Raw genomic sequence first — 26,607 nt, 5'->3', positions numbered from 1 at the left:
TGACCGCCTCCCGCCATCGGCCGGGACCCTTGCTGTGACCTGCGACCACCGTCTCGCCGCTCGTCCACACGACTTCGGTGATCAACGGTGGCCGTACCCGTTTCCGCACCAGCCTCGAACCAGCAAGATCATGATCTACAGCTGGAGTATCAAGGAGAAGACATGGACAAGAGCTCGCCGCAGGCGAGGTTGGACGAAGCGGTGCTCCAGGAGCTGTGCGAGCGGGTACGACGCGAAGTCGAGGAGGGTCAGCTGCGAGCGGCCTCGTTCGCGGTCGGGCTCGATGGCGAGGTCGTCTTCGCACGCGCCTATGGAGCGGCGGTTCCGGAGACGCCGATGGTCGTGATGTCGCCCTCCAAGACGGTTCAGGACGCCGCCCTGTGGCTGCTGGTGAGCGAGGGGGCGATACGCCCCGAGGATCCGGTCGCCCAGCACGTCCCCGACTTCGCCGACAACGGCAAGGAGCGGGTGACGGTCGAGCACGTCATGACGCACACGGGCGGATTTCCGGACGCTCCCCTGGACTGGCCGGAGTGGACCGACCGCGACAGGCGGCTGCAGGCGTTCTCCTCCTGGACCCTGACTCAGGAGCCGGGCATGCGGTACGCCTACCACCCCGCGTCCGGAAGCTGGGTTCTGGCCGAAGTGATCGCTCGCGTCTCGGGCCTGGACCACCGCGAGTTCCTCCGCAGCCGCGTGCTGGAACCACTGGGCGTGGCTGGGATCCACGGTGTGTCCCTGGGGGAGTCGGCCGCCGAGCAGAAGAAAGTCCTGGAGCACACCTACTTCCTCTCGGACGAGACTCTGACGATGCTGCCTCCGGTCTTCACGTCGAGCGATGGAACCGTGCTCACTCCTGGTGGCCTGGGAGAGACGGAGGGTCGCGCCGCCGGATTCCCTGGCGCCGGCTGCGTCGGAACCCCCACGGGGCTGGCGCGCCTCTACCAGGCATACCTGCACAATCCCGGCACACTGTGGGACCCTGCCGTCCTGGCCGATGCCACCGGACATGTCAGGGTGCACATGACGGGACGCTGGGGCCGTCCGGTCACCCGCAGCCTCAGCATGTACGTTGCCGGCGAGCCGGGTGCGAGGCCCAGATCGGAACTGGCATTTTTCGGTTCGACGGTGTCGCCACGCGCGTTCGGGCATGAAGGTCAGGGTGGCAATGTCGTCTGGGCCGATCCCGACTCCGGCCTGTCGTTCGCCTTCCTGACCAATACGGTGACGTTCATGCCCTGGGAGCACAACGACCGTGCCAGAGAGCTCTCGACGCTGGCCGGACGTCTCCTTGGGTAAGGCTGTACGTCGGACGACCGGGACGCGGTGATCCGCAGGCGTAGACCTGTGGTTCCGCGTGGGGCGGGTGGTTCCCGTAGCCGCCACCCCCGGCGTCAGGCCCACGGCAGCGGTGGCGTCGACCTGGAATTTCCGCTGGGAAGAGCCGCGTCAGTCGCCGGCCTTGGCGACCCAGGCCGCCGGGCCACGTCCGGCAGGTTGCTCACCTTGGACAGGGCGGCGTTCGGCCTCGGTGCGGGAAGGGCTGGGCTTGTGCGCCCCGGCACGGCTGGAAGCGGTGTCGGGGCGCATCGGCGGCTCGGCTGCGCGGCAGGGCGGATGGCCTGTCAGTGATGCACGTCGGCCGGCGGGACCACGGGCAGCAGCAGGTGGGAGTCGTAGGTGCCGCCGGTGCGGATGAGGTGGGCGCCCTTGTTGCGGGTGCGGATGTCGGGGTTGCCGCCGGGCAGGGGCGGCAGGGCGATATCACCCACGGGGTGGCCGGCGATCTCGACGACCAGGTGCTCGCCGGGATGGACGAGCAGGGAGGTGGGCCACAGGGCGAGTTCGACCGGGACGCACTCGCCGGGCGTGAGGAGCTGTTCCTCTGCGTGGGTGAGGTAGGGCTCGGCCGGGGTGGAGCGCTCGGGGTCCTTGGCGCGATGGGACACGCGCAGCCGGCCGTTCGGGCCCGAGTAGGTGATTCCCGCGGGCATGTGGCTACCTTCTGCCATGGCACGGACCGCGGCGCGGGCCTCCTCGCCTCGCACCTCGTAGTGGTACAGACGGTTGCCGTCGCTGTCGGTCTTGTACACGGCGGCGAACAGGTCCATGTCCTCCGCGGCCTCGGCCTCCACCCACAGGTGCAGGTTGAGGTGGCCGGTGATCTCGGTGTCCTCGTCGAACGACAGGGTGAAGGTGACGGAGGAAGTGCTGTCATTGCCCTGGTAGCGGGCGATGGCCTCCTGCGTGGGTGGCTTGTCCGACAGGGTGCCGTCCGCCGCGTCCAGGTGGAGGGTGCGCCATTCCTGCCGGGCGAGGGGCCATTCGTTCTCCGGTCGGCCGACCTGGTCGGTGCCGCCGGGGTCGAGCACGGACAGGCGCACGCGCGGGGTGTCCTCCCAGCCGTTGTCGATGTCCTTGAGGTAGCGGTCGAAGAAGCGGTTCAGGTCGGCGACGTTGTCGGGGTCGGCGATGTCGACCCACTCCAGTTCGTTGCTGACGCGCAGCCACTTGTCGGTCGAGGCGATCCCCCGGAATGCCGCCAGCGTGCCGCGGGTGTGCAGACTGTTGGTCCAGCTGGCGACGACGTAGGCCGGCACATCGATCTGCTCGATCCTGGCGCGCTTGTCGGCCCAGTAGCCGTTCATCAGTGGATAATCCTCGAGCATGGCCGCGGCGTCCTCGAAGCGGTTCTCGCCGTAGAGGAACGCCAAGATGTCGCGGTTGTGGAAGTCCATGTCGGGGATGCCGCCACGCACGGCGTTGTCCCGGTACATGTCGCTCAGTGCCTCCCACGGGGCGATGGCTGCGAGGTGCGGGGGCCGTTCCGCAGCGCCGAACCACTGCATGATGGCGAGCTGGGAGTTGCCGTTCATGCCGACCTTGCCGGAACACCATTCCTGTTCGGCGAGCCACTCGACGGTGTCGTAGACGTCCCGCCCGCCGGCGCTGCCCCAGACCAGGAGGTCCCCACCGGAGCGGCCGGTGCCGCGCACGTCGACCACGGCGATCGCATAGCCGTGGTCGCACCAGTAGGCGGGGTCGGGGGCTTCGAAGGCCTGCAAGCCCGACAGGTCTTTCGGGTCCACGCCGAACGTGGTGGGATACATGTTCTTGTTCCACCATCCCCCGGACTTGCCGTACGGGGTCCACACCAGGATCACCGGCACCTGCTCGTCGCCCGTGGGCCGATAGACGTCGCCGTAGATCACCGTTCCGTCGCGGAGCGCTATGGCCAGGTCGCGGTCCAGTCGGATGTCGCACGGCAGCGGCTTGCCCCCCTCCACATGCACCGACCCCTTGGGCAGCACGGTGGTACCGGGCTGGAACGGCGTCAGGGGAGGCTCTGAGGCGGCCAGTGGGGTTGCCTTCAGATAGTGGACCTCGACGCCGAGGTTGTCCTGCTCGTACACGTTCATCGTCATGTTCCTCTCGATATCGCGACCGGCGAATCCGACGGATGCGCCCTGGGGTGATGCATCCAGAAAACATGATGCAGAGATTCGTGTCAACACGAAAAAGAGCAACACGTACTGGGTTGTCGCGTACGATCGAGGTATGCAGGAACAAGGAGTCGAGGAGGTCGGCCAAGCGGCCGGACCCCATGAACTGGTGCTGGCTTTCTTTGGCTTGTACGTGTTCGGCAGGGAAGTGGGCGAGGAGCGGAAGGCGCCGCCGCCCGTTCCGACCCAGATGCTCCTGTCCGTACTGAGCAGGCTGGGGATCTCCGAGTCGGCCACGCGCGCGACACTGAACCGGATGGTGCACCGCTCCCTGCTGACGCGTCACAGGCAGGGCCGTGCCAGTGCCTTCGAACTGACCGAAGAGGCGAGAGCGTTGGTGCGAAGGGGTGGCGGCCGGATGTTCTCGCCGGAGCCCTTCGATCACGCCGAGGGTATCTGGACGGTTTTGAGCTGCCCTGTCCCGGAGCGCTTGCGCAACGTGCGTTATCACCTCCAAGGCCGGCTGTCCTGGGCCGGATTCGGCGTTGTCCAGCCCAACGTGTGGATCGCCCCCGGCCGGGTGGACGTCGAGGAACTGCTCGACGACCTCCCGGACGCGCTCGGGCTCGTGGAGGCCTTCCATGGCACACCAGCCGCCCCGAGCCGCCCCGAGCAGTTGGTGCGCGAGGCCTGGGACCTCGAAACCTTGCGCGCCACCCACCTTGCGTTCCTGGCGCGCTGGGAAGGCGAGGAGCTGCCGGCCGCCGAGGCCCTGCCGCGACTCCTGCAGCTCCACGACGACTGGGGCCGACTCTTGCGCGCCGACCCCGGCCTGCCTGCTGCCTACCTGGGTGAGGACTGGCCCGCCCACCGCTCCACGCAAACGTTCCGACGGCACCAGGCAGAACTTGGCCCCCTCGCGGACCGACAGTTGCGGGCACTCCTGGACGCGCATCACCCGTCGACCGGTGAGCGGTAACGGTGTGTCGTCGCTCCTCGGGTGCGCGGGAGTTTGTTCGGGGGCGACAGAGGAGGCTATGTGAGCGCCTTTTCACAAGGGGCACGTGAGCTGAAGTTCACATATGTCCATCGACGTCAACGCTTCGGTCGGTAAGATGCCTGGGTGACCGAGTCCACCGCCCGCAGGCCTGGCGCCCACCAGGAACGCAGCCGCCGTTCGCGGCAGGACATCCTGCAGGCCGGATACACACTGCTCGCAGAGGGCGGAGTGGACGCCCTGACCGTGGCCGCCGTTGCCGAACGGGCGGGTATGGCGGTCGGTAGCATCTACCGGCGGTTCGGTGACAAGGAAGGGCTGCTCCTTACCATCCAGCGCGCCTTCACCGAGAACCTTCAGGCCGAGATCGCCGAGCGCGCATCGGTGGAACGGCTGCGCCTCCTGCGCGATCCGGCCGTCGCGGTCGCCGAGGCGGTCGGAGCGCACATCGACGCGTTCCAAGCGCACGAGGCCCTGCTGCGCGTCTTCATTCTGCTCGGCACCCGTCAGGAAGAGGTCCGGAAAGAGGGCGCGCGCGTCAGCGTCGAGGGCAACCGCCGTTTCGCCGAAGCGCTGGACCACGTCCCCCTCGCGCATCCGGACCGCGCGGCCGCGCTCGACTTCGCGTACCGCCTGATCTACGCCGCGGTGGCGCACCGCGTCACCCAGGGCGAGTTTCTGGAGTCCGACCGTCCGCTGCCGTGGAGTGAGCTACGCAGTCATCTCCAAACCGCGGTCATCTCCCACCTCTTCAGCGCCCCACGGGAGTACTGAGCCGCGCCCGGAGCGCGGGCCCGGCGCGTCGGCTGCCCTCGAACAGAATCGTGCGTAAGTCTTGACTGGCGATCGACGTTATGTGAACTTGGCCAAGGCTGAATGTGTATTCACGTTCATAGCGGGGTTCGGCAGCCATCAGCCACCCGCCAGCAGCGCACCTCAGCCCGTTCGGGCCGTCTGCCCGGCCCTGCCGCCGACGTCAGGAGCCACATGTCAACCGCCTCGCCATCCCCCCAAACCGCCTCTGCCGCCTCCGGCCAGACCGGTGTCCCGGAGTTCGACATCGACCTGTTCTCCGAGGATGTCGTCGTCGACCCCTACCCGCACTACCGTCGGCTTCGTGCCCTGGGTCCTGTCGCATACCTCGCCTCACAGCAGATGCACGCGGTGGGACGCTACGACGAGGTACGCGCCGTCCTGGCCGATGACGAGACGTTCATCTCCGGCCAGGGCGTTCACTTCAACGATGTGTTCAACGAGCTGATGCGGGGCGCGATCCTGACCAGCGACGGGCCGGAACACGAACAACTCCGGCAAGTCGTCGCCCACCGGCTCACCCCACGGGCATTGCGCGAGGAACGGGCGTCCATCGAGGCCAAGGCCGACGCCCTGGTGACCGCCCTGCTGGAGCGCGACGAGGTCCTCGACGCCGTCACGGACATCGCCCAGGTCATGCCCATGTCGGTGGTCCCGGACTTCCTGGGCTTCCCCCAGGACTGCCGTGACCGGCTCATCGACTGGGCCCTCGCGGGCCTGGAAGCCGGTGGACCGCCTTCGGAACGCCATGCGGCGTCGATTCCGGCGGCCATCGAGATGGGGGAATACACCGGCGGCCTGGTGGCGCAGCGGCGCACGCTTCCCGGGTCCCTCGGGCACGATCTGCTCGCGGCTGCCGACCGGGGGGAGGTGGCCATGGACCGGTGCCCAGCCCTGCTGATCGACTATTTCGGCCCCTCGCTGGAGACCACGATCAGTGCTCTGGGTTCGGCGATCGCGCTGTTCGCACAACACCCCGACCAGTGGGACCTACTGCGCGCGAACCCGGACCTGGCGGGCTCGGCGTTCAACGAGGTGATCCGTCTCGAGAGTCCGCTGCGCGCCTTCACCCGGGTCGCCGGCCGGGACACCGAGATCGGGGGACACCCACTGCCGAAGGGCTCACGGGTTGCCGTCTTCTTCGCCTCGGCCAACAGGGACGAACGCAAGTGGGACCGCCCCGACGAGTTCGACATCACCCGGCAGAACGCCGACCACGTGGCGCTCGGCTACGGCGTCCACGGGTGCGCCGGGCAGGGACTGGCGCGGCTGGAGATCACCTCGGTGCTCACCAGACTCGCCCGGTCCGTGGCCCGGCTGGAGCCCGCTGGTGAACCACGGCCCGTCGTCCACTCCATCGTCCGCTCCTACACATCGGTGCCCGTGCGCCTGCGCGCGGCCTGAGGACAGGAAGACAGGGAGAGACACCATGCGGATCCAGACCGACACATCCCGCTGTGAAGGGCACGGGCTGTGCGCGGACGTCGCCCCGGAGGTCTACGACCTCGACGAGGATGCCGTCGTCGTGCTCCGGCACGACGTTCTGCCCGAGGCGCTCCGCGCCAAAGCCGAGGCGGGGGCACGGGCCTGTCCCGTCGCGGTGCTGCGAGTCGTCGAATGAGCGAGGCCGGTGCGCTGAGAGGACGTGGGCGGTGACCGCGCCCCGCGACGTGGTCGTCGTGGGCGGCTCGATCGCCGCCGTCACAGCGGTCAACACGCTGCGCGGCGAAGGGTTCGAGGGGCACATCACGGTGCTCAGCGAGGAGCCGGTACCGCCCTACACGCGGGTGCCGCTGTCGAAGGGCGTCCTGGCGGGCCGTCAGCCACCGGAGGACATCGAGATCGGGCCGCTGCCTTCAGGCGTCGAACTGCGTCTCGGGGTACGTGCCACCGGGCTCGACATGCGGGCCCGGGTGGTGCGCACGACCCGGGGCGACGTGTCCTACGACGGTCTGGTCATCGCCTCGGGTGCCCGTGCCCGCCGCCTGGGAGTGCTCGGAAATCCGGTGTCGCGGGAGCTCGTCCTGCGCTCTCGGAGCGACGGTCTCGACCTGCGTGACCGGCTGTCCCACGTCTCGTCCGTCCTCGTCGTCGGCGGTGGCTTCCTCGGCATGGAGATCGCGTCGACGTGCTGCGAGCTCGGCAAGCGGGTCACCGTCGTCGACATCGTGCCGCCGCTGGACGCACTGATCGGCCCGTACGTCGGCGCGCTGGTCCGGGAATCGGCTGAGCGCGTCGGCTGCCGGATGATCGTGGCCGACAAGGTGACCCTGCTCGGCAGCCCACACCCGTGCGCTGTGGCGACGGCCGACGGTCGGCGGTTCGAGGCAGACCTGGTGGTGACGGCCGCGGGAGACGTGCCGAACGTCGAGTGGCTGGCCGACTCCGGACTACGGCTCGGACGCGGCGTCCACGTCGACGAGCGCTGCCGGGCGGCCCCCGGCATCGTGGCGGCCGGCGATGTCGCCGCCTGCCTTCACCTGGACTCGGGTCCGGCCGGGACGCGCATCCCGACCTGGACGAACGCCGTGGAACAGGCCCGGGTCGCCGCCCTCGCGCTCCTCCACGCCGACGACGCGCCGAGGTACCGGCCCTCCCGCTACGGCTGGACCGAGCAGTTCGGCTGGGACCTGAAGATGGTCGGTGCCGAGGCACCGACCGGGAAACCCGCCGTGCTCGACGGAGACCTCACGACCGGTCATGCCGTTCTGGCCTGGCCCGACGCCGAGGTGCGCCACACGGTCATGGCCGTCAACCACCCCACACCGCCTGCCAAGCTCAAACGTCTGCTTCGGGCCACCTGACCTGGCCCCCACCCAACCGCCGTCGACAACCGTCGGCTTCGCGTGGGCTATACGGACGAGACCACCCCACAGCTGAAGCAGCCCACGCGTGGAGTTCATGAGCCGACCGGCCTCCACCGGCCCCTGAGGCGGCTCCCACGAGTAGAACTCACACCCGAGGTGTTTCCATATGGCTGGATTCAGTGATTTCAGCGGGCGCGTTGCCGTCGTGACGGGCGGAGCGTCCGGAATCGGCAAGGCACTGGCAGCACGACTCGTGGCCGAAGGAGCCACGGCCGTCATCGCGGACAACGACGCGGACCTCCTCGCGACGACCGCCAAGGACATCGGCGCGACGTCCTACGTCGTCGACGTCCGCGCCGCCGCCGTACAGCAGTTGGCCGACTGGACCGTCGGCGAGTTCGGACGTGTTGACTTCGTGGCGGACAACGCGGGGGTCGGACCGCTCGCGCCGTTCGACGAGCTGACGCACGACGACTTCCGCTAGGTCCTCGACATCAACGTCCACGGTGTCGTGAACGGCATGTAGGCGTTCCTCCCCTTGCTGAAGGCCAACCCCGCCGGTGCCCACATGGTGAACACCGCCTCGATGGCCGGACTCGTGGCCGGGCCTGGTACGAGCGCCTGTTCGGCATCCAAGTACGCCGTCGTCGCCCTGACCGAGGCCATCCGGGCCGAACTGGCAGCAGAGGGCGGTTCGGTGGGTCTGTCCGTGCTGACACCGGCACAGGTGAAGTCGAACATCGGTGAGAACGCGCTGAAGCGGCCCGGGCCACAGGGCGGCGCGCCGCGCGGGAGCAACGACGACCACCTGCCACCGGGCAACCGGTTGGAGGCGGACGAAGCCGCCCGGATCATCCTCGACGGGGTCCGACGCAACGACCTCTACATCATCACGCACCCTGAGGAGTTCCCGCCGACCTCGGCGCGGCACGAGCACATCACGCAGGCCTACACCACCGCGGCCGCCCGGTGACCCCGTACCAGCGACAGAGTCCCGGGAGCACAGACATGGAGCAGACCGACAACAAGCAGGCAACCGCCGCGCACATGAGGTTCCCCCGAGATGCGGGGAAAGGTGACAGCAGGTCAGATGGGTCTCATGAGAGGAGCCCAGACGATGCCTGCCCCGAGGAAGTACCCGCTGGAGTTGCGTGAGCGTGCGGTGCGGATGTACCGGACAGCCGAGCCGAAACCCGTGATCCGCCGCATGGCCGAGGAACTCGGCGTGCATCACGAAGCCCTGCGGAACTGGATCTGGCAGGCCGAGGCCGACGAGCGGGACGACCTGCTCACCACCGAGGAGAAGAACGAGCTCGCCCAGCTGCGGCGCGAGGTGCGCGACCTGCGCCGGGCGAACGAGGTCCTGCGGACGGCCTCGGCTTTTTTCGCCGCGCAGCTCGATCCGACCCGGTCCAGGTGAGAGCGCTCCTTGACGAACACCCGCACCTGGGGGTCGAGCCCGTACTGCGGGAACTGCACATCCCCTCCTCCACCTACTACCGCTGGCGCCGGTCCGAGACCGAACCCTGTGAACGTCGCCGCCAGGACACCGAGCTGACCGGGCAGATCCGGCAGATCCACCAGGACTCCGGCGGGATCTACGGATCGCCCAGGGTCCATGCCGTCCTGAAGCGCGAGGGCGTCCACGTCGGCCGCAAGCGGGTCGAGCGGCTCATGCGCCAGGCCGGCCTGGCCGGGATCAGCCCCCGCCGGAGCAAAGGCTTCACCCGCCGCGACCCAGACGCCGACCTCGCCCCTGACCTGGTGCAACGCGACTTCACGGCACCCGCGCCGAACCGGCTGTGGGTCACCGACCTGACCATGATCCCCACCCTGGAGGGACCGCTGTGGCTGTCGGCGATCCGCGACGCCTTCTCCCGCAGAGTCGTGGCCTGGGAGACCTCCGCCCGCGCGGACGCCGACCTGGTCCTCACTTCGCTCGAGTACGCGCTGGCCAGCCGCGAGGTCGCCCCCGGCGAACTCGTCCACCATGCCGACCACGGCACGCAATACACATCCATCAAGCTCACAACACGCCTGGTCAGAGCAGGAGTTCAGGCGTCCATGGGCTCGGTCGGCGACTCCTTCGACAATGCCCTGGCGGAGAACCTGTGGATGCTGATCAAGACCGAGTGCATCCGCGGACGGACCTTCGACACCAGAGCCGAGGCGAATCTCGCGCTCTTCGAGTACATCGACGGCTTCTATAACCCCCGCCGCATCCAAAAACGGCTCGGCTATCTCAGCCCCATCGAGTTCGAAGAGAAGCACTACGCCGACAGGCAGCGGCCGAACCAGTGAACCTGAAACCACGTCAACCCGCCCTGACCAGCTAGTCAGCCACTCCCGCACAGCGGGGGAAACTCAACACTGCGTCCGGGGACCTGTGGACGGCTCCGGCCCGCTGGCGCGATGCGCTGGGCCCGGAGCACGTACTCACCGGATGAACCGGGTGCTGGAGATCGACGAGGACCTCGCCTACGCGGTCGTGGAACCAGGCGTGTCCTTCAAGGACCTCTACGAGGCCGTACAGGCATCGGGCAAGAAGCTCTGGGTGGACATCCCTGACCTGAGCTGGGGCAGCGTCATCGGCAACACCCTTGAGCACGGCAACGGCTTCACCCTGTACTCCGATCACCTGGCGGCCCAGTGCGGCATGGAGGTCGTCCTCGCGGACGGTTCGGTGGTGCGGACCGGTACGGGCGCGATGACGGGCAGCAAGACCTGGCACCTGTCCGAACGCGGCTTCGGCCCGAGCACGGACAGCCTTTTCATGCAGTCCAACATGGGCATTGTCACGAAGATGGGCTACTGGCTGATGCCGCAGCCCGACGCCTTCAAGGACTGCGAGATCAAGGTGCGCCGGGACATTGACCTGGAAGCCCTGGTCGAGGCGTTCCGACCGTTCATGGTCGACCGCACGGTCAGCAACTGGCCGATGCTGTACTGTCCGCTCTCCGTGATACGTGGAATATCCGTTTCGCTCTGTACGGCGACCGGGAGGTCGTCGAGCGTGACTTCGAGCGCATCCGCACGGCGATCGCATCCATCCCCGACGCCGAGATCGTCGGCAACTCCATCAACCCTGAGGAGGTGAAGCCCGGCAGCCCCGCCCCGCCCCGACCGACCAGAAGGCACATGTGATGGCGGGCGTACCCGACGAGACGATCCTGGACGTACTCAAGTGGTACGGCACCGACACCGGCGGTCAACTCTCCTTCGCCTCCACGATCCCCCCTAAACCAGCGCCACGCCATTCACGTCTCCCTGCTCCTCTACGACGTCGCGAACGAGCCGCAGGTGATGGCGGTCAACCAGCTCTACCGGGACATGGTGGTCGAAGCGGCCCGGCCGGGGTACGGCGAGTAGCGCGCCCACCCCGCGTTCATGAACCTCGTGGCGGAGCGGTTCGACTTCGACGACCACTCCCACATGGCCATGGTGGAAAGGATCAAGGACGCGCTGGACCCGTCCGGCATTCTCTCGCCGGGCAAGCAGCGCATCTGGCCCCTCAGCTGCGTACGGGGCGGTGAAGCCACTCTGCGCGTCTCCACGTGAGCGGAGCTGACTCATGGCTGGGCGAGGGTGGACGAGGACCGCAGCTCAAACGCCGAACCGGATATGTCACGTTATGGTATTGATCATATGAAACGGTAACCTCTGCCGGCAGGATTGTCCCTGCCTTGCCCGGTGACGGGCGACGGGTGCCCGAGGGCAGCGGTGCCCATCGGCGCGCGCCGCCGTGGTCGTCGAGGGTGTGCGTGCGCCGGCTGCTGCTCAGCCGTGATAACTCGTGCGCCTCTGTACAGGCGGCCCGCGGGGTGGGCGCCGGCCGGCAAGTCGAGTGGGCGTTCTGACGCGCGGCTCAGCGGAGGGAGGCGAGGGACGTGACCGTCGTTGTTTCCCGGGTGGGGAACCTGCCCGCGGCGTTCACGACGTTCGTGGGCCGGCGGCGTGAGGTCACCGAGGTCTGCCGGCTTCTCGGGAGGGCGCGGCTGGTGACGCTCACCGGGGTGGGTGGGATCGGCAAGACGCGGCTGGCGCTGGAGGCGGCCGTGGCGTCGGCGGAGGCGTTCCCGGACGGGGTGTGGCTCGTTGATCTGGCTGCCGTGCGGGAGCCGTCGGCGGTGGTGAGCACGGCGGCGACGGCGCTCGGTGTGCCGGACCTGGGCTCCCGGCCTGCACTGGAGCAGCTTGCGGTGCGTCTGGCCGGGCGCCGGGCGCTGGTCGTGCTGGACAACTGCGAACATCTGGTCGATGCCTGCGGTGAGCTGGCCAACGGGCTGCTGTCGGCCGCCGCCGAAGTGTGTGTTCTGGCGACGAGCCGGCAGACTCTGGGCATCGTCGGCGAGCATGTCTACACCGTTCCGCCTCTGCCGCCCAAGGATGCGGTCGAGCTGCTGCGGGACCGGACGACCGCGGTCCGTCCGGAGTTCCGGATCACCGACGAGACGAGTGACGCGGTCTCCCGGCTGTGTGCCGATCTGGATGGGATGCCGCTGGCGATCGAGCTGGCCGCGTCCCGGCTGCGCACCCTGAGCGTCGAACAGGTGCTGGAACGGCTGGAGGACCGGTTCGCGCTGCTCACCGGTGGCAGCCGGACCGCGCTGCTGCGGCAGCGGACACTGCGCGCGGCGATCGAGTGGAGCTATGAGCTGTGCTCGCCGGCCGAGCGGCTGCTGTGGAACCGGCTGTCTGTCTTCGCGGGGGGTTTTGCCCTGGAGGCGGCCGAGGGCGTCTGTTCCGGTGAGGGCGTCGAGGCGAAGGAGGTGCTGGACCTCCTGGATCGGTTGATCAGCCAGTCCGTCGTGTTGACGGCCGAGGCCGAGGGCCTGCCCCGCTACCGTCTGCTGGAGACCATCCGCGAGTACGGCCGGGAACGGCTCGCCGAGTCCGGCGAGAAGGACCTCCTGCGGCTGCGGCACCGCGACTTCCACCTCGCTCTCGCCCAGCGCGTCGCCGACCGCTGGTACGGCCCGGGCCAGGAGCAGGCCCTGGCCCGGCTGCGCGCCGATCACGCCGATCTGCTGGCCGCCCTGGACTGCCCCGGTGACCCGCAGGCCACGCTGGCGATGGCCGCCGCACTGCGCTACCACTGGTGTGTCGGCGGCTTCCTGGGCGAGGGGTACCGCAGGCTTGACCGGGCGCTGGCGGATGCGCCCGAACCCACCTCGGTCCGTGCGGGCGGGCTCCTGGCGGCCGCCTGGGTGGCGACGCTCCAAGGCGGCTATGCGCCGGCGGCCCGGTGGCTCGACGAGGCCGACGAGCTCGGCGGCCGGCTGGGCGACCCGGCGGTGCGCGCTCATGTCCGGACCCTGCGCGGCACGATCGCGCTGTTCGAGGCGCGGATGAAGGAGGCCCTGCCTCTGTTCGAGGAGGGGGTCGCCGCCTTCGCGGCGCTGGGCAGGGGATCCGAAGCCGTGCTCACGCTGGTCCAGCTGACCAATGTCCGGACCCTCCTGAGGGATCCGCGTGCGGCCGAGTCCGGCCGTCAGGCGCTCGCCGTCGCCGAGGCGCAGGGTGACCGGTGGGGCTACGCGATCGCTCTGTGGGCCCTGGCGCTTGTCGCCTACTGGCGCGGTGAGCTGGAGTCGGCGATGGAACTGACCCGTGACGCGTTCGAGATCGAGCGGGGCTTCGTCGACTACGTCGGGGTCGTGATGATGCTGGAAATGTATGCCTGCATGACCGCCTCCTGCGGCGACTACGAACGCGCGGCACGGCAGCTGGGCGCGGCTGGTGCCTTGTGGCGGGACGTCGGCACTCCCGTCTCCGCGAACCCGCAGTTGGCCGAGCATCACGCACGCTGCGAGCAGGAGATCGTAAGGGCCCTGGGCCAGGCCGCGTACGAGAAGGCGTTCGCGGCCGGGAATACGGCTGACGGTCCCGCTCAGGCCATCGCGCTCGCCCTGGACACCGGCAGCGAACCGGCTGCCCCGGCCGCCGCCTCGAGCCCGCTGACCCCCCGGGAGCGGGAAGTCGCCGCGTTGGTGGCCCAGGGCATGAGCAACAAGCAGATCGCTACCGTACTCGGACGGTCACCGCGCACGGTCGACGGCCACATCCAGAGCATCCTGGACAAACTCAGCTTCGGCAGTCGCGCGCAGATCGCGGCCTGGTGGGTGGTGCATCAGACGGTGACCTGAGGCCCCGGTGCCAGTAGCGGTATCCCATAGAAGTGCGTGTAGCTGCGGTCCGGGCCACGTGCGGGTCCTTCTGCCATGCGACAGATCGAGACCGCGGTCGGCGTGGCCTGCCGTGAATTCCCTGGTGACGTCCAAGACTGCCGATCATCGTTTGCACACGGCACCTGGAGGCCACCCGCCCTGAGGGTGCCGGTCGCCGGTAGGCCACGGCAGCCGGCAACGGCGGGGAACTCGCTTGGTGAACCGGAGCCGGTAGTCCGGGTACTGCCGCAACATCGAGGTGCGCGGCACTAAAGCGTGCCGCGATCATGCCCTGGAAAAGGATGGCCCGCGGTGGCCGCGCCTCAGCCCGATCACGCGGTCGCCCGTCGAGGCCCACGACGAGCGGTTGGTCCACGCGCATACGCAGTGGATGCTCGGGCTACGACGCCTGGAGGCGCGGCGACCTGGCGGGCCGCGCTCCTGATCCCGCCACCGTGCTCGAGAACGAGCAGGGCTTCAACGACTACCTCAGGGTCGCACTGATGCCGGAGCAGCTCGCCTGGGTAACGGCCGCGGGCGGTGACCACGAGCAGGCGGGGCGGTTGCTTGGTACCACGCGTGCCCAGTGACGGGACATTGATGCCTCCGTCTACGTGGGCGGCCCGTACACGGTCGACCAGCGCGACCAGAGCGAGAGACGTACGAGTCCTGCAGCGTACGGGAAGGCACTCGCGGAGGGGCGGGCGCCACCGCGTCCCCGATCCGAGCCGGACACCACGGCCCGCTCCCAACCCCGCTGCGGTCTTCGTGCTGCTGATCGGCGAGATCGACCTGTCGGTCGGCTCGGTCAGCGGCCTCGCGGCGGTCGTGTTCGCCGTACTGAGCGTGAACCGCGGCGTGCCGGAATGGCTCGCCGTCATCGCCGCGGTGCTCACCGGCGCGGCGATCGGGACCGTCCAGGGGTTCTTCTACACCAGACTCGGGGTGCCCGCGTTCGTCGTCACCCTCGCGGGACTGCTGAGCTGGTACGGCCTGATGCTCTACGTCCTCGGGTCGAGCAGCTCTGTCAACCTCGACGAATCGGGCCTGGTCGGTCAGCTGACCAACTACTACTTACCGATCCAGCCGTCGCGTACGGCCTGGCGGCGCTCGGCACGGCCACCTACTTCCTCACCGCCCACCACGACAACCGCCGCCGCAGGGCCGCCGGGATGCCGTGCCGGCCGATCCGCGAGATCTGGGTACGCACGGGCGTCCTCGCGCTGATCAATTTCGTGGCCGCCTGGGTGCTCAAGCGGTTCCTGGGCCTGCCGCTCGCCCTTCTGATCCTCCTCGTCGTCGCCGGCCTGGACTACGTGCTGCGCCGCACGCCGTACGGGCGGAAGATCTACGCCATCGGCGGCGGGGTCGAGGCGGCCCGCCAGGCCGGCGTCGGGGTGCGGCGGATCCGGCTGTCGGTCCTGGTGGTGTCGGCCACGATGGCCGCGATCGGGGGACTGTTCCTGGCCTCGCGGACCAACCTGGTAACCGCGAGCCCGGGCTCCGGCACCCTGCTGCTCAACGCCATCCCCGCTGCCCTGATCGGCGGCACCAGCCTGTTCGGCGGGCGCGGCAATACCCGGTCCGCGCTGCTCGGCATGCTGGTCATCCAGTCGATCGCCTCCGGCATGGCCCTCACGGACACCCCGGTGGCCGTCCAGTTCGTGATCACGGGTGGTGTGCTGCTCGCCGCCGTGGCCATCGACTCCCTCGCGCGGCGCTCCCAGCAGGCGCACGGCCGGGCCTGAACGGCCCGCGCCACCGTGGCGTGCTCCTCGGGGCCGTGCGCGGCGATCCGTGGCCGGAGATGGTCTTCCTCCTGCCTCGGTGCAGCAGCGCACGAACGAACCGTCGGGTCCGCCGAGTATGTCGAGGAGGTTTGGCAGCCGCCGCGCAAGAATCTGGTCCATGACGCTTGCGGATTACGCAGCGGCGGGGCCGGGACAGTCGTGCTGTCCCGGCCCCGCCATGGCTCACCCCGCCGCCAGGGCTGGGTCGTCGCCGGTGGGCAGTCCGCCTGTCACCTCGGCTGCGGTCACCAGATCGGGTTCCATCCGTCGGTGCCGGCCAGGTACTTCTGGCCGGTGTAATTGGCGGCCTCGGAGTCGGACATCTGGGGGGCGTTCGCCCCGACACCGGCACCGGCGCCGGTGTTCTTGTACTCCTTGAACCGGGCCTGCGTCCAGGAGTAGTCGGTGGTCATGTCGGTCCAAGGGTGCGCTGCGGTGATGCCCGAGTTCACCACGGTGTTGCGGATCACCGCCTGGGGCGAGACGGTCGACCCGTTGTGCCAGGGCCGGCCGAGGTACATCGTGTTCGCCGGCACGCCGTTGGTGTAGATCGTGCTGCCGGTGATCAGGATGCCGTACGTCTTGCTCTGGTCCGTGTTCGGCGCCAGCACCGTGCCGCCGACCCAGTTGCGCAGGGCGATGTTGCACCGGTCGATCACCGCGGTGGCGTTGCCGAAGATGAAGTCGATCGCGCCCTCGATGTAGCAGCCGACGAAGTACTGCCGGTACTGGCCGGTGGCCACCGGCGCCTTGACCAGGATCGTGTCTTGGCGGCCGATGATCCGGCACTGGGTGAAGGTCTGCCGGTCGCCCTTTGCCGCCACCGCGACGGCCTGGGTGTCGTAGGGGCTGATCTCCGGGTGGGCTTTGGGGTCGAACGTGTTCTGGATCGTGAGGTTGGCGACAGTGATGCCGGGCGCCTTGAACGTGGCCACGGCGCTGCCCTCGGTGCCGTACGGTGCGCCGGTCGCGGGGTTGATCATCCCGTGCGCCCGGTCGCCGGTGATGACGACGTCGGCGGCGTTGCCGGTGGCACCCTTGATGAACAGGTCTCGCGTGCCCGTCGGGACGGTGATCACCTCATTGTAAGTGCCCTTGGCGAGGTAGATGGTGCGCTGGACCCCGTCCGTGGGGGCGGCGTCGATCGCGGCCTGCACGGTCGGGTAGTCGCCGAATTCGTTGGGCTGGACATGCAGCACGTTGTCGGTCACGACCGTGAGGTGCCTGCCCTTGGTGTTCAGGTTCGAGTGCTTGGCCGTCATGAGTACTTGCGCGACGGCATACGTGGTCGCGAAGACGACGGCGCCGACCTCGATGGGAGCCGAGAGGAGGATGGCACCCGCGACAACCGCGCCAAGGAACGCCGTGCTCAGGACGGACCAGCTGTTGTGCTGCGCGATGTGTTGTGCGGTGAGAGTGAAGGGCACCCCCTGTCCGAACGCCGTCGCGGTCGCAGTCGCTTGATCCCGGTACCGATTGCCTTCGGCCAATGCCACGATCACCTGAAGGATCGCCGGCGCCGCGTTCGCCACCGGCACCGAATCACCGGTCTGGAGTTGCAGCACGGCGTTGTTGAGGCTGGCGGGACTGATCTGCATGCCGTCGCGGCGGGCTCCCTGTCCGCTCAGCGCGTCGTATCCGGCGAGCGTGTCGAACCGGGTGTTCGTCCTGCTGCCCGGGTCGCTCGCGCTGAGGGTGCCGGCCGGCCTGCCTTGTGGTATCCCCCCCTGGCCGTTCTGCAGGCCGGCCTCCAGCGGGAAGAAGTCGCCGAGCACCACGTTGCCGACGCCGTTCTCGGTGCCCTGGAACCAGCCCATGACGTAGGAGTTCTCCCGGCGCATGATCACCCGGATGAACTCGGGCCTGTCCTCGGCGTGCAGGTCGATGGTGATGTAGGTGGTGCCGGCGCTGTCGGTGACGTCGACGAGTGGGGCGCTGTCTTCCGAGCGGACCCTGCCGGCCCTGATTGCCGCTTTGATGGCGTTGATCAGGGCGGCGTAGCCGTTCCGGGCGTCGGCGGGCTCACTGGTGTTGCGCCAGGTGATGGTCGCGTCGGTCGCGGCGCTGGCGCTGGGGGCGCCGACAACCACCAGGCCGCCGGCCACCACGCCGGCGGCCACCATGGCGGCGATAAATGATCTCCGGGGAAGTCCATCCCGCATCTCGGTTGTCACGTGAGCTCCTTTTGTCATGAGCGACCCATCGGCTGGATCGCAGCGTGCGTCGGTTGCCGATCTTGGCGTTGACCGTCATGCCGGCGCGGGCCGCTCACGCACTGCTGGCGGGGCCGGCCGGCTGTCTCTTCCGGGTGCCGCGTGCGACGGGGCATGGAAGCGGTGACGCACATCGGTCGGGCTGAGTGCGGGTCCAAGGCCTGCGGCGCAGGAGGGCGCGCCTTGCTGTGCGTCATGCCGAAAGGCTCGTCGAGGGCTCTGCTCCGACGCCATGGGTACTTCTCCCGGGCCCGGGCCCCGCCCCGGGCCCGGGTATTTCTACGGGGTTGTCCTACGGGTGGGTGCCTGGTTCGCTGTCCACCAGGACGCGATCCGGGCACGGGAACTGAAGCCGAGCTTGGCCAGGATGTTCTCGACGTGGCCGCCGATCGTGCGTGGTGAACGTCGGAGCGCGGAGGCGATCTGCTGGTTGCTCATGCCCTTGGCGACCAGCGCGGCCACTTCCCGCTCCCGGGGTGTCAGCAGGCTCGGGGCGGGGGCCGTGGCGGTGGGTTCGGATTCGGTGCGCAGGGCGTAGGCGATGGCCTCGTCGGGGCCGCGGTGGCGCCCGCCCTCCGCGAGGGCATGCTCGTACGCTGCCAGGCCCAGGGCCCCTACGATGTCTTCCTCGCACTGGGCGTGTTGTTCGGCCATGTGCGGGCCGAAGGCGCAGACAGGGGTGTCGATGTCCCGCCACAGGGCACGCGCGGCACCCAGCAGCCGTCCCGCCTGCTGGTGGTTACCGTCCACGGCGGTGACCCAGGCGAGCTGCTCCAGCATCAGTGCGACCCTGACGTAGTCGTTGAAGCCCTGCTCGTTCTCCAGCGCGGTCCGGATCAGGACTGCGGCCTCCGCCAGGTCGCCGCGCCTCCAGGCGTCGTAGCCGAGCGTCCACTGCGCATGCGCGCGGACCAACCGGTCGTCATGCGCCTCGGCCAGGGTGACCGCCTGCCTGCAGGTCTCTGTGGTGCGCGGATCTCCGAGGTGGGACTGGGCGGTTGCCATCTGAATCAGTGCGTAGACCGCCCCGATCTCCTCGCCTGTCCCCATATGGGCGGCCACTGCCTCCTCCAACAAGGACACGGCCTCCTCCAGCCGGCCGCTGAACAACGCCAACGTGCCACGCAGGCTCTGGACGTGCGCGCACACCACCCGATCATCCAGCCGCTCGCTTAGTTCCGCGGCCTCGTCCAGCCACTGGTACGCCGCAGCGTGATCGCGCTGCAGCACCGCCACCCAGGCGGCGACCCACAGCGCCCTGGCCCGGTCCGGGCCGGGTTCGGGTGCGGCGGCGAGTGCGTGGTCGAGCCAGCGGCGTCCCTCACCGAGGAAGCCGCCCTCGCACCAGTGGAAACGCAATGCGGCGGCCAGCGCCAGAGTGGCCTGCGGGTCGCCGCCCCGGACCAGCGCCGCACGCAGATTGGCGTACTCGGCACGCAACCGGGCCAGGCCCTCCTGCTGGCCGGGGCCGAACCAGCCGTCGGCGATACGCTCGGCGATGCCCAGGTAGAAATCGTGGTGCCGCCGCAGCATCCGCTGCTCCTGGCCGGACTCGGCGAGCCGCTCACGCCCGTACTGGCGGATGGTCTCCAGCAGTCGGTAGCGCGGCAGGGCCTCGCGCTCGCAGGGCAGGACGAGGGACTGGACGACCAGTTGGTCGAGCAGATCGAGCACCTCGTCCCGGCCGATGCCGACGCCCGCACAGACGGCCTCGGCCGCCTCCAGGCCGAAGTCGCCGGCGAAGACCGACAGCCGGCTCCACAGCAGCCGCTCCGCGGGGGTGCACAATTCGTGGCTCCAGTCGATCAGCGCGCGCAGCGTCCGCTGATACGGCCGGGCGACCCGGCTGCCGCTCGCGAGCAGCCCGAAGCGGTCCTCCAGGCGGTTCACCGCCTCGTCGACGGTCAGGGACCGCAGCCGGGACGCGGCCAGTTCGATGGCCAGCGGCAGCGTGTCCAGGCCCTCGCGCAACCGGAGGACCTGCGCGCGGTTGCCGTCGGTGACCTGGAACTCCGGGCGCACGGCGGTGGCCCGGTCCCGCAGCAGTTCCACCGCGTCATCCGGCGCCAGCGGAGGTACGGCGAAGACATGTTCGCCGTAGATTCCCACCGCCCGGCGGCTCGTCGTCAGAATGCGCAGCCCGGGGGAGGCCGACAGCAGCGCATGTGCCAGCTCGGCGCACGCGTCGACGAGGTGCTCGCAGTTGTCCAACCATCAGCGGACCGCGGTGGCGGAGATGGCCGACGAGCTGGTCGATGACCGGCCTGGTGCCCAGGTCCGGCACCCCCAGCGCGGTTGCCGTGGCGTTCGCCACCAGCGACGGGTCCCGTACCGGCGCCAGATCCACCAGCCACACCCCGTCCGCGAAGTCCGCCGCCGACGCGGCCGCCACCTCCAGCGCCAGCCGCGTCTTGCCCACCCCGCCCATACCGGTGAGCGTCAACAGCCGCGCCGTCCCCAGACGGCGGCGCACTTCGGCGAGGTCCCGGCGCCTGCCCACAAACGTGGTCAGGGTCGCGGGCAGATTCCCCACATCCGATATCTGGATGGTCACGTTCCTTTTTGCTTCCAACTGCTCGCACATCGTCCTGGAACATCAAGGACGCCTGTCTGCGGTGGCAGCACGCTTCGCTTGCGGGCGGTTGGGGCCCAGCCCTGTCGCCGTACTCCGGTACTTCGCCATCGCGGCGCGGTCCTCGTCCGGCTCCGGCGCGGGTGCCTTGACGGAGGCGTGGACGTGGGTGTGCATGTCGATCGCGCTTATGACGTCGAGGTCGATCGCGGGTCGCTAGACGGTCATGACTGCCCTCCGCCGGCAGCGGCATCCAGGTTGGCGAACGTCGCTCCGGCGCGGCCGAGCCGCACCAGCAGAGGTGCCGGCTCCCACCACACGCCGTGCTGTCCGTGGAAGCGCTCGACATCGGCCAGCACGTCGGCCAGGCCGATCGAGTCGGCCCAGTACAGCAGGCCGCCCTTGTGGGCGGGGAAGCCGTAGCCGGTGACGTAGACGAGGTCGATGTCGCTGGGGCGGGCGGCGACACCCTGCTCCAGCAGATACGCCGCCCGGTTCACCAGGGCGTACAGGCAGCGCTTGAGGATCTCCTCGTCGCTGATCGCCCGGCGCTGGACCCCGGTGCGCGCGGAGTACTCGACGATGTGGCGGTCCATCTCCGGGTCGCGTTGCGGTGTCCGGTCGCCCTCGGCGTAGCGGTACCACCCGGCTCCGGTCTTCTGGCCGAGCCGGCCCAGGTCGACCGGCAGCAGGGCGATGTCGGCGTGGCGGCGGTCGTCGGTCCGCGTCAGGATCTCCTTGCGCTTCACCTCCGCGAGTACGCCGAGCCCCGACATGTCGCTCATGGTGTACGGCCCCATGGCGAGCCCGAACTTCTTCAGCACGCGGTCGACCTCGCTCGGGAAGGATCCCTCCTCGAGCAGGAAGTCCGCCTGGCGGAGATAGTCCAGGAGCATGGCGTTGCCGATGAACCCGTACTGGTTGCCGGCCCGGACCGGTACCTTGCCCAGCAGGCGACCGAGCGCCATCACCCGGGCCTCGACCAGAGGAGCCGTCTTGGCGCCGGGGATGACCTCGAGCAGGCGCATGACGTTCGCCGGGCTGAAGAAGTGCGTGCCGATGACCTGTTCGGGGCGACTGGTCGCGGCCGCGATGGCGTCGATGTCGAGTGCCGAGGTGTTGGTTCCCAGGATGGCCCCCTTCTTCGCGTGCCGGTCGAGGGCGCCGAACACGTCGAGTTTGAGCGGTAGATCCTCGAAGACGGCCTCGATGACGATGTCGGCCCGTGCCACGGCGGCGATGTCGGTCGCCGTGGTGATGGATCGCATCCGACGGTCCGCTGCGGACTGCTTCAGGCGGCCGCTGCGCACGCTGTGCGCGTAGGTGGCCTTGATCTTCGCCAGGCCGCCTAGGACGTCCTCGGTGCTGCGGTCGATCAGCACGACCGGGATGCCCACGTTCGCCAGCGCCATGGCGATACCGCCGCCCATGGTCCCGGCGCCCACCACCGCGGCCCGCATCGGGCGCCATGTCTCGCTCACGTCGGGCAGGCCCGGGATGTCCCCGGCAAGGCGGTACGCCTGCTGCACGTAATCCAGGGCCTTTCTCTCGTCGGCGGAGTCGTCTGCGATCGGGGTTGAAGTTCCGCTCTGGCTCATGCCTCGCTCACCACCTGGCGGATGGACTCGTTCTCCGGTGCGCACACGATCAACACGTCGAGTGCGGTGGCACCGTCGGGCGCCGCGAGCAGTGGGTTGATGTCGAGTTCGACGATGTCGTCGCGCGCCATCATCAGCCGCCCGATCCGGGCCACGATCCGCGCCACGGCGGCCAGATCGGCTGCGGGAGACCCTCGAAACTCGCCGAGCAGCTTCGCCGACCGCAAGCTGCGCAGTTCCTGAACGATCTCCGGCTCGGACAGGTCGGGTGGTATCAGCCGTACGTCGCCGATGGCCTCCACCCACACGCCGCCGAGCCCGACCATCACGACCGGTCCCCACGTCGGGTGCCGCTTTGCCCCGACCATCAACTCGACGCCCTTGGAAGCCATGGCCTCGATGAGGATGCCGTCGAAGTCCGTCACAGCGGCAGTGGCGACTCGTTCGGTCAACTGGGTCCAGGCGGCGCGCAACCACGCCTCGTCCTTGATGTCCAGGACCAGGCCGCCGGCCTCCGTCTTGTGCTGGAGGCCGGCGGCCTGTGCCTTCGCCGCGACCGGGTAGCCCACCTTGGCCGCGATGGCTACGGCTTGCTCCAGTGTCGTCGCCAGTCCGCCGTCCGGAACGGGTACCCCGGCCGCCGTCACGAACTTCTTCCCCAGCCACTCCGCCTGCGGACCGGGCGTCAACTCCTTCAGTGGATCCGGCAGTTCACACTCCGCGCTGTCGACGACGACCCTGGCGAGGGAACGGCCGTACTCGGTGACGGCCGTCATCGCGCGCATCATCCGCTCGGGCGAGGTCGAGACGACCATGCCGTGCGCGATGGCATAGCTCCGGAAGTCGTCCGGCAGCGGTGCGACATCGCCGAACAGCGCGGCGATGACAGGCTTGGGCTGACCGGACGCCGCTCGGGTGACCTGTTCCAGCATGATCTGGTTCGAGGCCGGGTCGATGAAGGGGGCGGCGAGGAGGACCGAGCCGACCCGGTCGTCGGCGAGCAGGGTGGCGAGCGTGTCGTGGTACAACTCGGGATCGGGGCCCACGGTGGTCCCGAGGTCGAGCGGGTTGGCTGGCTTCATGTAGGCGGGCATCCGCTCGGAGAGAGCCTGAACCGTGTGAGGGGACAGGTTCGGCACGTCGGCCCCGAGGGGGCCGAGGGTGTCCAGGGCGAGCGCGCAGAAGGCTCCCGACGTTGTGGAGACCCCGATGCCCGCCGTCGGCGGCTGTGGGTAGCGTGCAAGGATCTCGGCGATGTCCAGCAGTTCGTCGAGGGATTCGGCGACACAGGCTCCGGCCCTGGTGACGAGGGTCCTCATCACGCCGTAGTCCGCAGCGAGCGCCCCGGTGTGGGAGGCGGCTGCCTGCTGTCCTCGCTCGCTGCGTCCGGCGTGTGTCAGGACGATCGACTTGCCGCGGGAGCGGACTTTCCGGACCGCACGCAGAAAGCCCTGCGGATCGCGGATGTCCTCGGCGTAGACCACGAAGCCGCCGGTCGCCGGATCGTCCGCTAGGTGGTCGAGGTAGTCGGCCAGGGTGAGCCCTGCTTCGTTGCCGGTCGAGATCCGGTAGGAGATCGGGAGACCGCGGGCCTCCAGCCCTCGGGTCATGAGGCCCATCAGCCCGCCGCTCTGCGCGAGCACCGCGAGGGCACCGGTCGTGCCCTCGGGGAGCTGTTTCGTGGGCGGTTGCGGCAAGAAGATCGTGCTCAGCCGATCGACATAGTTGGTGTTGCCAATGCCGTTGGGTCCGGCCAGAGACAGGCCACCCTCGCGGGCCAACCGCGCGATCTCGGCCTGCTCGGCACGGCCGGCATCGCCGAACTCCGCGAAGCCGGAGGCGTAGACGATGCCGGTGCCCACACCGCGGCAAACGCACGCCTCCACCATTTCCCTGACCCCGTCGGCGGGCACGGTGATCAGGGCGAGGTCCACTCCCCGCGGCAGGTCGTCCACACTCGTCAGCACCCCCTGCCCGTCGATTTCGCCGCCGGAACGGCCGACGAGATAGATGTCGCCCGGGAATCCGTCCTGCACGAGACCGCGCAGGAGGTGACGGCCGGTGGATCCCTGCTTGGCTGACATCCCGAGGATCGCGATGGACCGGGGATTCAGCAGCCTTGCGATCGGGCCGACGTTCGTCGGCGCCGAGATTTTTTGCTGCATGGAAGGCATCTCCTGATGCTCAGTTCTGAGACGTCGCAGGCCGGGCGAGTGGCTTCGCTCGTTTCTCGACGAAGTCACGCAGGCGGTCGTCCGAGCCGGGAGAGACCGAGTTGCGGGCGACGAGGGTCTCCACGAACAGGGCGTCGTCGTACGACATGTCGTTGACCCGGCTCAGGCCCTGGGTGATGGCCCAGTTGGACTCGGGGGTGTTGCCGGCGATGGCCATGGCAAGTTCGTACGCCTTGTCGAAAGCCTTACCGGTACCGGCCTCGACGCGGTACTGGACGAGGTTCTGGGCGTAGGCCTCGTCGGCATCGAGAATGCGCCCGGTGAGCATCATGTCCGTCATCCGGGCGTTGCCGATCAGTCGTTGGATGCGCACTGAGCCGCCGGCCCCGACGAATATGCCGCGCTGGGCCTCGGGGAGCCCGAAGAAGGCGGTGTCGTCGGCCACCCGCACATGTGCCGACGCCGCCACCTCCAGGCCGCCCCCGATCACCGCGCCGCTGAGCGCGGCGACGAAAGGGATCCGCCCGCGGGCGATGTGGTCGAAGGCGACGTGCGGGGTGTGGCGGCCCAGGGCGGGCCGACCGGGCTCCCCGCCGCCCTTCAGCTGCTGGACGAGTTCGGCAAGGTCGAGGCCGGCCGAGAAGTGAGGACCGACACCGAAGATGACGGCCGCCTTCGCTTCCTGGCCGGCACGCTCGGCCAGCCGTCCGAGTTCGGTATGCATGGCCTCGGTCAGGGCGTTGCGCTTGTCGGGGCGGTTGATCCCGATCAACGCGATGTGGTTGTCGAGTTCGTAGGTGAAGTGTTCCTCGGACATCGGTGACTCCTCGGCTGACCCGGAGACCCGCGGCCGGACTGCCGCGCCTGTGTGATCGAGTGGTCTCACCACCAGCACACCGGACCAGCCGTGGACTGTCTATGACAGAATGTCGCTCTAACCGACCCAATCGTCCAACGATCTCAGGGTGAGGGAGCAAGGCTTCTCATGGCGACCCGACGCACCTATGGTGGCGCCGACCCGGTCTCTGGCATCGACAACGTGGACGTCCTTGCCTCGCTGCTGGACATCCACCGGCTCAGGACCGTCGTGGCAGGGCGTGTCGACCTCACGCCCCCCTGGCGTGTCGACGCAAAGCCGACGGGCCTGCTCGCGATTCTCGTCCAGGCCGCCGGGCACAGCCATCTGGTCCCACGGGATCACGGCGGTGAGCCGGTCGTCCTGGGCCCCGGCGATCTGGTGGTCTACCTGCGCGACGCCGGCGGCTACTTGCACGACGGGTCCAATCCGACCACTCCCACGTGGCAGTTCAAGCTTCCGCCGGAGGTCGCAGCGGCTCCGGCTCCGCTGCGCCTCGCCCAGGGGGAGCCGGTCACGTCCTTCGTGTGCTGCATGATGCAGTGGGGCGACGCGCCGCGGGCGCCGCTGCTGGACAGCCTCCCGCCGCTGATCCACATCTCGGCCCAGGACGCCGCGATGTCCGGCCAGATCGGCCGCGTCGCGGACATGATGGTCGCTGAGAGCGCCACACCGGGACCTGCTGGTACCCGGTTGCTCAGCCGTCTCGCGGAGGCTCTGCTGATTCTCGTTCTCCGGGAGCAGGCGCACGACTTGTCCGGGCGACCGGGACTGCGAGCCCTCAGCGACCCGCTGGTCGCACCGGCGATCAAGGCCATGCACGCCGATCCGGGGAGCCGCTGGTCGGTCGCTTCCCTCGCCGCGACCTGCGGCCTGTCCCGCTCGGCGTTCGCCGCCCGCTTCACCGACGTGGTCGGCCAGACCCCGCTCTCCTACCTCAGCGACTGGCGGATGGCGACCGCGACCAAGTTGCTCGGCACCACGGACACCACGGTGGACCTGATCGCCGAAGAGGTCGGTTACCGCAGCGAAGCCGCGTTCCGCCGGGCGTTCGGCGCGGCGCTGAACTGCACGCCGCGCGAGTTCCGGTCCCGCCGACGGCAGGAAGACCGGGTGCCTCCCAGATGACGGGGCCCTGGACGCGACCGCACCGACCCGGGGTATCGGGTCGGTGCGG

The 26,607-nt window shown here is 69.1% G+C and carries 19 protein-coding genes and 2 pseudogenes; 15 read left to right on the top strand and 6 right to left on the bottom strand.

Features of this window, described 5'->3' with window-relative positions; translation table 11 throughout:
* Nucleotides 1-162 precede the first annotated feature (162 nt).
* Entirely contained in the window at nt 163-1,299 is a 1,137-nt protein-coding gene (locus SGFS_RS10850; RefSeq protein ID WP_286249595.1) for a serine hydrolase domain-containing protein, read from the top strand.
* Between the two features lie 326 nt (nt 1,300-1,625).
* Here the strand turns inward: SGFS_RS10850 and SGFS_RS10845 are convergent, their stop codons facing one another.
* Nucleotides 1,626-3,425 carry a CocE/NonD family hydrolase gene (locus SGFS_RS10845; RefSeq protein ID WP_286249594.1) on the bottom strand — a complete coding sequence of 600 codons (1,800 nt, stop codon included), beginning with the start codon at nt 3,423-3,425 and terminating at the stop codon, nt 1,626-1,628.
* On the opposite strand from SGFS_RS10845, the gene SGFS_RS10840 reads away from it, so the two are divergent.
* From SGFS_RS10840 to SGFS_RS10780, 13 genes and pseudogenes are all read left to right on the top strand, one after another.
* On the top strand, nt 3,424-4,422 hold the full coding sequence (locus SGFS_RS10840) for a PaaX family transcriptional regulator (protein WP_286249593.1): 999 nt from the start codon (nt 3,424-3,426) through the stop codon (nt 4,420-4,422). The two genes, SGFS_RS10845 and SGFS_RS10840, sit on opposite strands and share 2 nt — an antisense overlap.
* A 144-nt stretch (nt 4,423-4,566) precedes the next feature.
* The gene (locus tag SGFS_RS10835) at nt 4,567-5,214 is read left to right on the top strand and encodes a TetR/AcrR family transcriptional regulator (RefSeq protein WP_286249592.1); all 648 of its coding nucleotides are present in this window, start codon (nt 4,567-4,569) and stop codon (nt 5,212-5,214) included.
* Nucleotides 5,215-5,427: 213 nt separating this feature from the next.
* Nucleotides 5,428-6,657, top strand: coding sequence for a cytochrome P450 (locus SGFS_RS10830; protein ID WP_286249591.1), 1,230 nt, complete (start codon nt 5,428-5,430; stop codon nt 6,655-6,657).
* A 25-nt stretch (nt 6,658-6,682) separates the two neighbouring features.
* Nucleotides 6,683-6,874: a ferredoxin gene (locus tag SGFS_RS10825; protein WP_286249590.1), complete on the top strand. Its 192-nt coding sequence runs from the start codon at nt 6,683-6,685 to the stop codon at nt 6,872-6,874.
* A 31-nt stretch (nt 6,875-6,905) separates the two neighbouring features.
* The gene (locus tag SGFS_RS10820; RefSeq protein WP_286249589.1) at nt 6,906-8,057 is read left to right on the top strand and encodes an NAD(P)/FAD-dependent oxidoreductase; all 1,152 of its coding nucleotides are present in this window, start codon (nt 6,906-6,908) and stop codon (nt 8,055-8,057) included.
* A 169-nt stretch (nt 8,058-8,226) separates the two neighbouring features.
* Nucleotides 8,227-9,033 (top strand): annotated as a pseudogene (locus SGFS_RS10815) (SDR family NAD(P)-dependent oxidoreductase).
* A 144-nt stretch (nt 9,034-9,177) separates the two neighbouring features.
* On the top strand, nt 9,178-9,480 hold the full coding sequence (locus SGFS_RS10810; protein ID WP_286249588.1) for a transposase: 303 nt from the start codon (nt 9,178-9,180) through the stop codon (nt 9,478-9,480).
* Nucleotides 9,477-10,361: an IS3 family transposase gene (locus SGFS_RS10805; RefSeq protein WP_286249587.1), complete on the top strand. Its 885-nt coding sequence runs from the start codon at nt 9,477-9,479 to the stop codon at nt 10,359-10,361. The genes SGFS_RS10810 and SGFS_RS10805 overlap by 4 nt, the downstream gene beginning before the upstream one ends.
* 142 nt (nt 10,362-10,503) lie before the next feature.
* Nucleotides 10,504-11,157 (top strand): FAD-binding oxidoreductase, encoded by a 654-nt coding sequence (locus SGFS_RS10800; protein ID WP_286249586.1) that lies wholly within the window; start codon nt 10,504-10,506, stop codon nt 11,155-11,157.
* Between the two features lie 290 nt (nt 11,158-11,447).
* Nucleotides 11,448-11,618, top strand: coding sequence for an FAD-linked oxidase C-terminal domain-containing protein (locus SGFS_RS10795; RefSeq protein ID WP_286249585.1), 171 nt, complete (start codon nt 11,448-11,450; stop codon nt 11,616-11,618).
* Between the two features lie 329 nt (nt 11,619-11,947).
* Entirely contained in the window at nt 11,948-14,206 is a 2,259-nt protein-coding gene (locus SGFS_RS10790; protein WP_286249584.1) for a LuxR C-terminal-related transcriptional regulator, read from the top strand.
* Between the two features lie 476 nt (nt 14,207-14,682).
* Nucleotides 14,683-14,817: a hypothetical protein gene (locus SGFS_RS10785; protein ID WP_286249583.1), complete on the top strand. Its 135-nt coding sequence runs from the start codon at nt 14,683-14,685 to the stop codon at nt 14,815-14,817.
* A gap of 172 nt (nt 14,818-14,989) precedes the next feature.
* A pseudogene (locus SGFS_RS10780) lies at nt 14,990-15,975 on the top strand (sugar ABC transporter permease); the annotation flags it as partial.
* A gap of 287 nt (nt 15,976-16,262) precedes the next feature.
* Here SGFS_RS10780 and SGFS_RS10775 read toward each other — a convergent pair.
* The 5 genes from SGFS_RS10775 to SGFS_RS10755 form a co-directional block, all read right to left on the bottom strand.
* Nucleotides 16,263-18,191 carry a pectinesterase family protein gene (locus tag SGFS_RS10775; RefSeq protein WP_286249582.1) on the bottom strand — a complete coding sequence of 643 codons (1,929 nt, stop codon included), beginning with the start codon at nt 18,189-18,191 and terminating at the stop codon, nt 16,263-16,265.
* A gap of 318 nt (nt 18,192-18,509) precedes the next feature.
* Nucleotides 18,510-20,441: an ATP-binding protein gene (locus SGFS_RS10770; protein WP_286249581.1), complete on the bottom strand. Its 1,932-nt coding sequence runs from the start codon at nt 20,439-20,441 to the stop codon at nt 18,510-18,512.
* Nucleotides 20,442-21,026: 585 nt separating this feature from the next.
* Complete coding sequence (locus SGFS_RS10765; protein WP_286249580.1) at nt 21,027-22,400, bottom strand: 3-hydroxyacyl-CoA dehydrogenase; 1,374 nt, start codon at nt 22,398-22,400, stop codon at nt 21,027-21,029.
* Nucleotides 22,397-24,565, bottom strand: coding sequence for an acetate--CoA ligase family protein (locus SGFS_RS10760; protein ID WP_286249579.1), 2,169 nt, complete (start codon nt 24,563-24,565; stop codon nt 22,397-22,399). The genes SGFS_RS10765 and SGFS_RS10760 overlap by 4 nt, the downstream gene beginning before the upstream one ends.
* 19 nt (nt 24,566-24,584) lie before the next feature.
* Nucleotides 24,585-25,391 carry a crotonase/enoyl-CoA hydratase family protein gene (locus tag SGFS_RS10755; protein ID WP_286249578.1) on the bottom strand — a complete coding sequence of 269 codons (807 nt, stop codon included), beginning with the start codon at nt 25,389-25,391 and terminating at the stop codon, nt 24,585-24,587.
* A gap of 168 nt (nt 25,392-25,559) precedes the next feature.
* Between SGFS_RS10755 and SGFS_RS10750 the strand changes: the two genes are divergently transcribed.
* Nucleotides 25,560-26,558: an AraC family transcriptional regulator gene (locus tag SGFS_RS10750; RefSeq protein ID WP_286249577.1), complete on the top strand. Its 999-nt coding sequence runs from the start codon at nt 25,560-25,562 to the stop codon at nt 26,556-26,558.
* Nucleotides 26,559-26,607 lie beyond the last annotated feature (49 nt).

The organism is Streptomyces graminofaciens, from assembly GCF_030294945.1.
In the GTDB taxonomy this organism is placed as follows: Bacteria; Actinomycetota; Actinomycetes; order Streptomycetales; family Streptomycetaceae; genus Streptomyces; species Streptomyces graminofaciens.
The sequence above is the reverse complement of the archived record's forward strand: the minus strand, read 5'-3'. Positions and strand labels throughout refer to the sequence as shown.